This window comes from Ectothiorhodospira lacustris (assembly GCF_022227785.1).
Lineage (GTDB): Bacteria > Pseudomonadota > Gammaproteobacteria > Ectothiorhodospirales > Ectothiorhodospiraceae > Ectothiorhodospira > Ectothiorhodospira lacustris.
This window is the reverse complement of record NZ_JAJNQM010000101.1, coordinates 1-9925: the sequence shown is the minus strand read 5'-3', so window position 1 is coordinate 9925 and position 9925 is coordinate 1. Positions and strand designations below refer to the sequence as shown.

Sequence of the window (9925 nt, the reverse complement as noted above, 5' to 3'; positions counted from 1 at the left end):
CGGCGTGGATGTTGCGTTCACGTTCGAGGATCTACTGGCACGAGGCTTTGATGGACGTACCGACAAAAGCGAGTGGCAGGCCAATCCTCGGGAGACGAGGGCTTTCATCAGTCTGTTGGCCCAATTCTGAGGCATTCCCCTCCGCCGAGCGAAGGGGAATCAAGTCAAGGCAGGGACGGGAACGTGATCTGCGGCATCTCTCCGGTCAAGGCATGGAGGAAGGCCACGATGTCATCCACCACGGCCTGCTCCAACTCGCGACCCAGCATCTGTTCTCCCATCAACTGCACTGCGTCATGGAGGTTATCCACGCTGCCGTTGTTGAAATAGGGGTAGGTCACCGCCACGTTGCGCAATGTGGGGGTACGGAAGGCAAAGCGGTCACGTTCCTCCCCCGTCACCACAAAACGCCCTTCATCGGTGGAGCCGGGCAACTCGAAACGGTGGAAACGACTGTCCGAGAAATTAGCCCCCCGGTGACAGGCGATGCAGCCATTGGCCACGAAGGCCGCCATGCCGCGCTTTTGCTGCTCGCTCATGGCGTTGTCATCCCCCCGCAGGTAACGATCAAAGGGCGAGTTCGGTGTGTTCAGGGTACGCTGGAAGCCGGCCAGGGCCTTGGCCACGTTCTCTGCGGTCAGCGGATCAGACTCACCGGGAAAGGCTTCCTCGAAGCGTTCCTGATACACATCGAATTGCGCCAGCGTTTCCAGGGCATCGTCCAGGTTCATAGCCATCTCGATCTCGGCCTGGATCGGCCCCAGGGCCTGCCCCTCCAGATCAGGCTCGCGGCCATCCCAGAACTGGGACTCCAGGAAACCGGCATTGAGGACTGTAGGGGTGTTGCGCTCTCCGACCTGACCATCGTGGCCCACCGCCCTGGGGATGCGGTCGGACCAGCCCAGTGCCGGATTATGGCAGGTGGCGCAACTGATCACGCCACTGGCGGAAATCCGCGGTTCAAAAAACAGCATCTTGCCCAGTTCCACCTTTTCCGGGGTCAGTGAATTATTGGACGGCAGCGGCGGCAAAGCCGGCAAGGGTTCGAAATAGCGCTTGTAGCTTTCATAGTCGGCAGCCTGGACGCCGCCTGCACCGGTGACACAAACCAGGACCGCGACGGGCAGTGCCCTGCGGATGGATTGAGCAATACGCTTCATCAATTTTCTCCTGTTCACTCGCGTCGATTTCGATGAATTAGAATAAGTCTAGAGTTAGACCGCTTTGACCTGCACTGCAACCAAAACCGCCCGGCATGCATCAAAGCCATGAGCCGCATCAAAAAAGACGCCTGAACCCGGGGCAAGAGAGTTCAAAATGGTTCGCTTGAGATACCCGATCCCTCCGGCTTCCGAGATCACGCCGAAGGGAGTCCGTGTCCGGCGCCGACATTTCCTGCAGCAGGCCGGTGGTCTGCTGCTGGCGGCGGCGGCACCGGGCCTGTCGGCCGCTCCAGCCTGGCAAGCGGGGACGGCCGATGCCGTTCAAAGCCCTTTCTCCACGGATGAGCCGTTGACTGACCAGGCCATGGCCGCCGGGTACAATAATTTCTTCGAATTCGGCACCGGCAAGGAAGACCCGAAGCGACATGCCCACCGGCTTCGCACCAGCCCCTGGTCCGTGGAGATCAGCGGTGAAGTCGATAGACCCGGCCACTACACCCTGGAGGATATCCTCGCACCCCATGGCCTGGAAGAAAGGATCTATCGTCTTCGCTGCGTGGAGGGTTGGTCCATGGTAATCCCCTGGCTCGGTTTTCCCCTGGGTGATCTGCTCAGACGATTTGAACCCACCTCCCGTGCCGGGTATGTGGTGTTTGAAACCCTTCACGACCCCGAGCAGATGCCGGGTCAGCGCAGTCGCATCCTGGACTGGCCCTACCGTGAAGGTCTGCGCATCGATGAAGCCATGCACCCGCTGACCTTGCTGGCCGTGGGGATGTACGGGGAGGTATTGCCCAATCAGAACGGAGCCCCGCTGCGGCTGGTGGTCCCCTGGAAATACGGCTTCAAGAGCATTAAATCCATCGTCAGCATTCACCTGCAGGAAGAACAGCCGATCGGCTCCTGGGAAGCCCAGCAGCCAGCCGAGTACGGCTTTTATGCCAACGTGAACCCGCAGGTCAGCCATCCCCGCTGGCGTCAGGCCACGGAACGGCGCATCGGTGAAGGCGGCCGGAGACGCACCGAAATCTTCAACGGCTACGGGGAGCTGGTGGCAGATCTCTACGCCGGCATGGATCTGCGGCGCCATTTCTGATGCGATTCACCTCACCACGGCTCATTCACGGATTCAGGCTGACCATGTTCATCGGCGCCGCCCTGCCCCTGTCATGGCTTGGCATCGCCTGGCAGACAGGGATGCTGGGCGTGGTGCCGGACGAGCGACTGTTGCACGAGCTGGGACGCTGGGGACTGTATCTGCTGCTGGCAACCCTGGCATTGGGACCGGCCTTCCGGCTGACAGGTTGGCCGGGCTTCATGACGGTACGCCGGGCCATGGGGCTATGGGCCTTTGCCTACCTGCTGCTGCACGCCCTGGTCTGGATGGTGATGGTTCAGGCCGGAGAATGGGCGTTCATGATCGCCGAGATCCTGGAGCTGCAGCACCTGCAGGTGGGCCTGTTCGCCTGGTTGATGTTGGTTCCGCTGGCACTGACCTCAATGAAAAAGGCCCAGCAACGACTGGGTCGGGTACGCTGGCAGTGGCTGCATCGTCTGGTCTACCTCTCGGCGGCAGGCGGTGTCCTGCATTTCTGGATGGTATCCCGGGTGATCGAGACGGAGGTCATCGTGCTGGGCCTGATCCTCTTCGCGCTGGCGCTGTTCAGGCTGGTGGAACGATGGCTTTTTTCATCCCCTGAAAAGTGATGAATTTCTGGAAAGCCCCTCTCCGTCACTCCCGCGAAAGCGGGAGTCCAGGATTTTCACCCCGCGACCGGGTTCCCGCTTTCGCGGGAAAGATGCATTCAGAACAGCCCAAGGTCTCAAGATCAGTCCGGCAACACTCTGCGCGCCCTTACCAGACCGCGATACCAGTCCCGTCGCGGACTGGATACCACCGGCGGACGCAGGCTCAACAGACTGATCCGGGGCATCTCATCCAGGTGGCTCTGGGAGATCATGCTCAGTACCTGGGGGCGGGCGCCGTAGGTCTCGATGAGAAACTCCCGGGCCGCATCCGTCAACCTCACCCGGTAGTGTTTCACCAGTGCCAAGGCCAGACGCTCCGCGGCCCGACTCATGTCCTGTTCCACCTCCAGGGCCATGGCCTCGCCCAGGACGCGTTTTTCCTGGGCACTCATGCCGGGTTCCAAACTGCCCAGGTAGCTGGCCTGGGTCGCGCCCACACCCCGCTGTATCTCGGGACGAGACAGACCGATGTGCGGCTCCAGAGCCAGGGCCACCTCAACCGCCAACTGCCTGGCACCATCCAGGGTGAGGAGCCGCCGCCGGCCATCCCGACGGGTAAAGAAACGCCGACCCCGTTTTTCCAGATGCTCGCCGTGAAGATAACTCACCAGATGCTGGCAGACCGCCTCGCGAGCGTCCTCATCCAGACTGACCACCCTCTCCACAATACGAAGCCCGCGACGACCCGGCCCTACGCGAAGCTGTTCCGAATCATCCAGGTCACGGGAAGTGAGTGTCTCCCAGGACTCCGACGCCCTGAGCAATTCCGCGTGGACACGCCCCACCTCCTGAAACGCCTCATAGGCGGTCCGGTACAGGCGCAGTGCCGTGGCCAGATTTTCCGCCAGGCGTCGTAGATCACCCCGGGGTTCCAGGTGGTTCTCCAGCAGGACCCTGCTCAGATCATCCACCAGCGTGGTCAGCTCATCCAGTGCCTGAACCACCCGCTCCACCAGCAGATGGGACGACAACCCCTCGGGTACTTCCTCGTAGGCCAGCAGGTCCACCTCCACCAACCAGGAAGCCAGGGCACGAATTCGATTGCTGGCGGCTGCTTGGGCAATACGGTAACGACTGCGGGCCGCTTCCATCTGATCCAGTGCCCCCGCCAGGCGCCATTTGCCGGTATAGCTGAACATCAGCATGGGAATCTCGCGCCCGTTGATCAGCTCGAACGCCAGCACCAGCATGGCTTCCACATCGGCGGTGGTCATCAGCAGGGGATTGTCCTGCTCGATGGCAGCCATGACCCTTTCCAGAAAGAATTCATCCCGAGGCACACCCTGTTGCAGCTTGGGGGCGCTGCCCAGATAGCGTTCTCTCAGGATACCCGCGGCGACAGGGGCAATCTGCCTGAGATCGGTGACGATACTCTCAAAGGCCTCGCCCCTTTCCTGATGGATGTCGCGGATACGGGAATACAGGCCTGCCCGACGAAACGTATCGATCTGGGCCAGCCAGCGTCCCAGCGGCTGACTGCCGGTGAGCTCTTCGCAGGCAAAGGCCACCCCTTCGGGCGAAAGATCCACCCGCTGCAGCAACTGCACGGCGGCCTCGCGGCGGCGGACTTCAGGATCCAGCCCCTCCATGGCCAGGTCCCGGACTGCCAGGATCAGATCCCCCAGCTTGTCGACGGCCTCCATGACATCGGCCTGTGCCTGTTCCTTGGCGGAACCGTGAACGCTGTCATAGACGATCTTGGCAATCAGACCGATCAGGCCGGACAGCACGGTGAAGCTGACGAAATAGGTCACCAACTCGATGGAAGGGGGGCGGCCATAGCCGATGTAGTAACCGCCGGAAAGACCCAGCACGGTCACCGGGCCTGCCGTCCACGCAATGTTCAGCAGGTTGCGGGAGACACGCGTACGCTTGACGGCCCTGGACCAGCGCTCGTAACGCTCATCATCCCGTCGACCCAGGGAGACGGTGTTTTCCCTGGACCGGGTGGATCGTTGCAAAAATCTGAACCAGCTCACTTCCCGACCGATGCTTTGTGAGGGCGGCACGCCGTACCGCCCTCATGGCTTGATAATTCACGGATAAGGATGTTCTGAACAAGTCGTTCCCGCAGAAGCGGGAATTCGGCCACAGACTACCGAAAATTCCGGACTCCCGCTTCCGCGGGAGTGACGGCAGCGGAGCGGGAGTGAGGGCAGCGGACTTGTTCAGTGTTTCCTGAAGGACATCGACCGGCGTGTGGCCTGATTCCTGAATTCAGATTCCCCGACTACAGACAGTCCCCAGCAGATACTCCCGGAAGTCATCCTTGAGATCAGGATGTTTCAGTGCGTATTCCACCGTTGCCTGCAGGTAGCCCAGCTTGCTGCCGCAGTCATAGCGGGTGCCGTTGAACCGATGGGCCAGTACCTGTTGCTCGGCCAGCAGATCCGAGATGGCATCGGTCAGCTGGATCTCGCCGCCGGCCCCTCTCTGGGTGGTTTCCAGCAGATCGAAGATACGGGGGGTCAGGATGTAGCGCCCTACGACGGCCATGTTGGAAGGCGCCACTTCAGGGGCAGGCTTTTCCACGATACCTTTGACATTCCACAGACGTTCAGACAACGGCTCAGGCGTGACCACGCCGTATTTCTGCGTCTCACTGGGCGGGACTTCTTCCACGCCCAGGACACTGCAACCATGCTGTTCGTAGACTTCCACCATCTGCTTCAATGCCCCCTGCCCCGCGCCGTCGATGAGGTCGTCGGCCAGGATGACGGCAAAGGGCTCATCCCCTACCACCGGCCGGGCGCAGCCCACCGCATGCCCCAGGCCCAGGGCCTCCGCCTGGCGGATATAGACGCAGGTCACGCCGGCAGGCAGGATGTTGCGCACGACCTCCAGCATCTTCTCCTTGCCACGCTCTTCCAGTTCCTTCTCCAGCTCGTAGGCCTTGTCGAAGTGATCGGGGATGGAGCGCTTGTTGCGTCCAGTGACGAATACCAGTACATCGATGCCCGCCTCCACCGCCTCTTCAGCGGCATACTGGATCAAGGGCTTGTCCACCACGGGCAACATTTCCTTGGGATTGGCCTTGGTGGCGGGCAGGAAGCGAGTGCCCATCCCGGCCACGGGAAAAACTGCCTTCCTTATCTTTTTTTGCATAAGCACGTCTTCGTTGGTCGAGTTGTATGGATTCAGTTCCGGAATTACTCAGTATAGGTGGATGAGATGACACAAAACAGAGAAGGGGCGGTAATGGCCGCCCCTTCTCTGTGCTTCCCGGCAGATGCGCGGATGATCCCGGCGCTGCGGGCAGGATCAATCCTGTTGCGCGTGGCTACCCAACTCGATCCGGTCCAGGTTCTGCTCCACGGTACGCGGGCCGATACCCGGCACCTGCATCAGCTGATGGACGGAGGTGAAAGGGCCATGCTGCTCTCGATGAGCGACGATGGCCTCGGCCCGAGTCAGTCCCACGCCGGTCAGGGTGCGGGACAGGGATTGGGCATCCGCCTCGTTGACGTTCACCGGTCCGGCGGACCAAGCGCCGGTGGCGGTGAACAGCAGGGAGAAAAGGACGATCAGGGACGTCAGACGTTTCATACCGTTGCCTCCTTGAGGATTTCCTTGGCGTTCCATGGTTCAAAGCGGGTCGTGTGTTCCTGCAATCCGTTGTACCCGCGACGACACTATCGCCCAATTCCCCCTCGGGTTCAAGCCGCGGCGGCGATCTCCTGATTGATCGCCGTCAGCACGGCAGCAGGGTCGTGAGCCTGGGTCACGGGACGACCGATCACCAGATGGCTGGACCCCAGACAAATGGCTTCTCCCGGGGTCATCACCCGCTTCTGATCGCCCAGTGCCGCATCCGCCGGACGGATCCCCGGCGTCACGCGCAGGAATGGCTCACCAAAGGCCGACTTGAGTGCACCGGCTTCATGGGCGGAGCAGACCACCCCATCCAGTCCGGCCGCGTGGGTCAGGGCCGCAAGATAATGGGCCTGCTCCGGCACCGTGCGGTTCACGCCACAACCGGCCAGATCGGCCTCATCCATGGAGGTCAGCACCGTCACCGCGATCAGCAGCGGACGCTGCCCTGTGGTCACCACGGATTCCAGTGCTTCCCGCGCCGCCGCCATCATGGGCCGACCACCCGCGGCATGCACGTTGACCATCCAGACCCCCAGGCGTGCAGCGGCACGGCAGGCACCGGCCACGGTATTGGGGATGTCATGGAACTTGAGGTCCAGGAACACCTGGAAATCCAGGGCATGCAGACGCTCGATCAGGGCCGGACCGGCACTGACAAACAGCTCAAAACCGACTTTCAGCCGACACTGTGACGGGTTAAGCCGGGACGCCACGGCCAGTGCGGCATCGGCATCGGGATAGTCCAGGGCCACGATGACCCGCGGGCCGGAGGAAATCTGGGACATGATCTAGACAAACCTCGTGATGAAAAACGGAAAACAGGACAGTGCGCCACCCAGCTCAAGAGGGCGTCAGACAGGTTTCCGGACGCTGTTCGATCACACTGTCGATGGGGCGGATGGTGGCCCAGCCCTGGCAGCTGGGACAATGCCAGAAATGGGTACGGGACTGAAATCCGCATTGGGTACAGGTGTTGCGGACATGCCCTTCCAGATATCGATCCAGCACCTGGATCGCCACCGGCAAGGCATCAGCCGCAGTGCCATTACGCTGTGCCTTGAGGCGAAGATAGACCGGCAAGAGTTTCAAGGGTACCGAATCCCGGGCCATTTCTTCCCGCAGCAGCGTGTCCAGACTATCCAGACGTCCCCGTGCTTCCAGGGCCTGGGCCAGCGCCAGGGACGTGGCCTCCGACGGATGCTGGTCGCGCAGTTCCGTCAGCAGGGATTCCAGACCTTCGGCATCCTCCAGCCGGATGAAGGCGTCCCGAATACGCGGGAGCACCAGGGAGGTGAATCCGGCATCGCGACGCATCACACGACCGTAGTGCTCCACCGCCAGTCGCGGATTGGCATCATCCAGGGCCAGATCGCCCATGAGGATGCCGGCGCGGGCGCAATCCCGATCAAAGCTCAAAGCCTTGCGGGCGTGCCGACCCGCATCAGGGGCGTCGCCCTTGGATCGCGCCGTCTCGCCCAGTTCACAATGGTACTGAGCGATGTGACGGTTCTGCGGATCGGTGGAAAATTCACACAACTGCTCACTGGCCGAAATGGCGTTGGCCCAGTCCCGCTCCCGCTCATACAGGGCACGCAGGCGTTGGTAGGCCTCCGCCTGGAGAAAACCCAGTTGGATAAGTTCCTTGAACAGGGATTCGGCCTGGTCCAGCAGACCGGCCTTCATGTAATCGCGTCCCAGTTCCATCAGGGCATTGGCACGCTGTGCCGGGTCCAGGTTCTCACGCTCCACCAGGTTCTGATGGATGCGGATGGCCCGGTCCACTTCCCCTCGGCGGCGGAACAGGCTACCCAGGATCAGGTGGGTCTCCACCGTCTCCGGATCGACATCCACCATGTCGATGAACACTTCCAGGGCGCGATCCGACTGTTCAGTCAACAGGTAGTTGAGGCCCTTGATGTAATGGCTGGAAAAGGCAACGGCCCGCTCGGGCTCGGAGTCTTGCCGAGCCGTACGACGGGCCGCCAACCATCCCGAGGCTGCCGCTACCGGCAGCAGCAGCCACAGGAGTTCCATCATGAAAATTACACCTTGCTGTTGCTGGGCAGTGCACGCAGTCTGGCGATTTCATCATCGGCGCGCTTGCAGCGCTTGCGCAGCAAGCGCGCATCACGACCGCGGCGCATCACCAGACCACTGCAGGCCAAACCCCCGAGTATGGCCCCCAGCAGCATGCTGACGAAGACTACGATGGACAGCGGCACCTGGAAACTTTCCAGGTACAGGTGTACATCCACCTCCCCGGCATTAAGAATCGTAAAACTGGCCCCCAGAACAACGGCCAGGATGAGAACCAACGGAAGAATGACTCGACTCATGGGCTGCTTTCCCGATTGTGGACATTAGTGTGTTGCCACGTCAGCGGATCCCGGCCTTTTCCGGCTCATTGACCCGCTCCCGCAATTCCTTGCCAGGCTTGAAGTGAGGCACGTATTTCCCCGGCAGAGACACGGTCTCACCCGTTTTGGGGTTACGCCCTACCCGAGGCGGCCGGAAGTGCAGCGAGAAACTGCCGAAACCGCGAATCTCGATCCGGTCTCCGGTGGCCAGTGCCTGGCTCATCTGTTCGAGTATGGTCTTGACCGATAACTCAACATCTTTGTACGCAAGATGGCTCTGCTTGCGAGCCAGTATATCGATGAGTTCCGATTTCGTCATCGTCCTGCCCTTTGCATGTTACACGACCATGACTCTCTGCACGCAAAGATCCCCGGATGGATTGCATCCGGGGATGATGGCGCGAGCCTTACTTCTTCTCGGAATCGCCGCTGCCGGCCAGCTGTTCCTTCAACAGCGCACCCAGCGATGTGGTGGCTGCGGAGGAGCCGCTGTAGTCCTGCATCACTTCGGCTTCTTCGTCGCTTTCCTTGGCCTTGATCGACAGGGTCACGGTGCGGTTCTTGCGATCCACGCCCACGAACTTGGCTTCCACGGTCTCGCCGACGGTCAGCACGGAGCGGGCATCTTCGACGCGGTCACGAGACAGTTCGGAGGCACGCAGGATGCCGTCAACACCGTCACCCAGATCCACCACGGCAGCCTTGGCGTCTACTTCCTTCACAACGCCCTTAATGATGCAGCCCTTGGCGTTTTCGGCCACGAAGTTGGAGAAGGGATCCTTGTCCATCTGCTTCAGGCCCAGGGAGATACGCTCACGCTCGGGATCCACGGACAGCACCACGGCCTCAATCTCTTCACCCTTGCGGAAGTTGCGCACGGCTTCTTCGCCGGGCATGTTCCAGGACAGGTCGGAGAGATGAACCAGACCGTCGATACCACCTTCCAGGCCCACGAAGATGCCGAAGTCGGTGATGGACTTGATCACACCGGAGACCTTCTCGCCCTTGTTGTGCATGGCGGCGAACTCGTCCCAGGGATTGGCCTGACACTGTTTCATGCCC

Annotated in this window: 11 protein-coding genes; 2 read left to right on the top strand and 9 right to left on the bottom strand. The window is 61.2% G+C overall.

Annotated elements, in window-relative coordinates; all coding sequences use genetic code 11:
- Window positions 1-164 precede the first annotated feature (164 nt).
- Complete coding sequence (locus LQ952_RS14415) at window positions 165-1160, bottom strand: cytochrome-c peroxidase (protein WP_238623319.1); 996 nt, start codon at window positions 1158-1160, stop codon at window positions 165-167.
- Window positions 1161-1317: 157 nt separating this feature from the next.
- Here LQ952_RS14415 and msrP point away from each other — a divergent pair, with 157 nt between their 5' ends.
- Both msrP and LQ952_RS14405 read left to right on the top strand, forming a co-directional pair.
- On the top strand, window positions 1318-2259 hold the full coding sequence (msrP, locus tag LQ952_RS14410; RefSeq protein ID WP_238623318.1) for a protein-methionine-sulfoxide reductase catalytic subunit MsrP: 942 nt from the start codon (window positions 1318-1320) through the stop codon (window positions 2257-2259).
- Window positions 2260-2303: 44 nt separating this feature from the next.
- The gene (locus tag LQ952_RS14405; RefSeq protein ID WP_238623317.1) at window positions 2304-2870 is read left to right on the top strand and encodes a protein-methionine-sulfoxide reductase heme-binding subunit MsrQ; all 567 of its coding nucleotides are present in this window, start codon (window positions 2304-2306) and stop codon (window positions 2868-2870) included.
- A 122-nt stretch (window positions 2871-2992) separates the two neighbouring features.
- On the opposite strand, the gene LQ952_RS14400 is transcribed toward LQ952_RS14405, so the two are convergent.
- From LQ952_RS14400 to LQ952_RS14365, 8 genes are all read right to left on the bottom strand, one after another.
- Window positions 2993-4873, bottom strand: a complete 1881-nt coding sequence (locus LQ952_RS14400) for a hypothetical protein (protein ID WP_238623316.1) — start codon at window positions 4871-4873, stop codon at window positions 2993-2995.
- 256 nt (window positions 4874-5129) lie between these two features.
- Window positions 5130-6017 carry a UTP--glucose-1-phosphate uridylyltransferase GalU gene (gene galU / locus LQ952_RS14395; RefSeq protein ID WP_238623315.1) on the bottom strand — a complete coding sequence of 296 codons (888 nt, stop codon included), beginning with the start codon at window positions 6015-6017 and terminating at the stop codon, window positions 5130-5132.
- 156 nt (window positions 6018-6173) lie between these two features.
- Window positions 6174-6458, bottom strand: a complete 285-nt coding sequence (locus LQ952_RS14390; protein ID WP_238623314.1) for a ComEA family DNA-binding protein — start codon at window positions 6456-6458, stop codon at window positions 6174-6176.
- A 110-nt stretch (window positions 6459-6568) separates the two neighbouring features.
- Window positions 6569-7291, bottom strand: coding sequence for an orotidine-5'-phosphate decarboxylase (gene pyrF, locus LQ952_RS14385; RefSeq protein WP_238623313.1), 723 nt, complete (start codon window positions 7289-7291; stop codon window positions 6569-6571).
- A gap of 55 nt (window positions 7292-7346) precedes the next feature.
- A complete protein-coding gene (lapB, locus tag LQ952_RS14380; protein ID WP_238623312.1) occupies window positions 7347-8543 on the bottom strand; it encodes a lipopolysaccharide assembly protein LapB in 1197 nt (398 codons plus the stop codon).
- A gap of 5 nt (window positions 8544-8548) precedes the next feature.
- On the bottom strand, window positions 8549-8842 hold the full coding sequence (locus tag LQ952_RS14375; RefSeq protein ID WP_238623311.1) for a LapA family protein: 294 nt from the start codon (window positions 8840-8842) through the stop codon (window positions 8549-8551).
- A 40-nt stretch (window positions 8843-8882) separates the two neighbouring features.
- Entirely contained in the window at window positions 8883-9182 is a 300-nt protein-coding gene (locus LQ952_RS14370; protein WP_238616609.1) for an integration host factor subunit beta, read from the bottom strand.
- Between the two features lie 88 nt (window positions 9183-9270).
- The coding region (locus LQ952_RS14365; protein WP_238623310.1) for a S1 RNA-binding domain-containing protein at window positions 9271-9925 on the bottom strand (655 nt) is incomplete at its 5' end.